General features: G+C 32.5%; 2 protein-coding genes. Both read right to left on the bottom strand.

The annotated features are described in order from the left end of the window. A partial coding sequence (locus EDC14_RS26445; RefSeq protein WP_132018438.1) for a hypothetical protein occupies positions 1-426 on the bottom strand: 426 nt, incomplete at its 3' end. Between the two features lie 10 nt (positions 427-436). Beyond that, the coding region (locus EDC14_RS26440) for a hypothetical protein (RefSeq protein WP_207930802.1) at positions 437-1271 on the bottom strand (835 nt) is incomplete at its 5' end.

Raw genomic sequence — 1271 nt, 5'->3', positions numbered from 1 at the left:
CACCGCTATTTTTTCTCCGAATTTTTGAGGTTTTTTATCTGGAAATATATCGTCTTCACGTGCTATCATAACAGCATCGTGGGTAGAATATAATAACTCTATGGCTTTATGCTTTTTCTCTCCTATTTTAACAAATATATACATCAACCGAAAATTTTCGTTTTTAAAAGTCCCTCCATAATTAGGGTTATTAGTATATTCTTTTAAAATAACAATATTCTTCATTTCATTTTTAATAATATCAAGTTGTTCAATGTTGGCAATGTCTTCATTGCTACTTGGGGCAGCTTTAATAATACTAATTCGAACTATATTTTTAAAATAGGTTTCATAAATTGAGGTAGCAATTTTCCCTTGTGAGTAACTATAACTTATAAAAAAACCACTTGTTAGAATTGTAATAATAATTAACAATATTTTTTTCATATAATTAACCTCACTTTAAATACTGAGATAAATTTATTTTTACATATACTTCGTCACTCCAAGCCCAATTTCCTGTCGGCTCAGCTATGGGACGATAAATGATTCCTGCCGCTAAATTGGCATGATCTTTCGTAATAGTAGTATCCCATTGATATCTTCGCCACATATGCGGAACTGACTCAATACCTGGTGTAGTATCTCTTGAATAAATCCCATCAAATTTCTCATTCACTTTGACATAAGGTGCTGTAAGATATTTGTTCTCAAATCCCAACCGTACATCTACAGTTAATGCACCAGTTGATTTAACCGAAACATTCATTATTATTACTGCATTATTTGTTTCAACCGATAAACTTTGTTTCATAACAATGTCTTTCATGTTTTTAGACTTAATATCTTTATCTAGTTCCAAAGAAGATGAACTCAAATCCTTGTTTACATATATTTCAAACTTAGTAGTAACCACTCCATCTTCCATAGTTTGTGTTTTTTCAACACGAACTACATCTCCTTCGATTTCAATTCCTAATGCTTTAAGCTCTTTAACATAATCTTTATCTTTCGAATCAAATACTAAGGTGCTATTCAGTATCGATGAAATAGTAGAACCTAAAATTTGTTTACCCGATATTTTTTTACCGCTTGCTAATACACCAAGTGAGTTTATAAACCAACTTCTTATGGGGGCTAAAAACTTACTTTCAGGTTTTAGGGAATCAACTTTTGGAAATATATTATTTAGCCACCCGCTTACTCCTCCACTTATAGCTCCAGTTCCGGCCCCATCCCAAAAATCTCCACCCATTAGTACCGACATGGTTCCACTTGTTAACCCACCGGTA

This window comes from Hydrogenispora ethanolica, assembly GCF_004340685.1.
GTDB classification, from domain to species: Bacteria; Bacillota; UBA4882; order UBA8346; family UBA8346; genus Hydrogenispora; species Hydrogenispora ethanolica.
The sequence above is the reverse complement of the archived record's forward strand: the minus strand, read 5'-3'. Positions and strand labels throughout refer to the sequence as shown.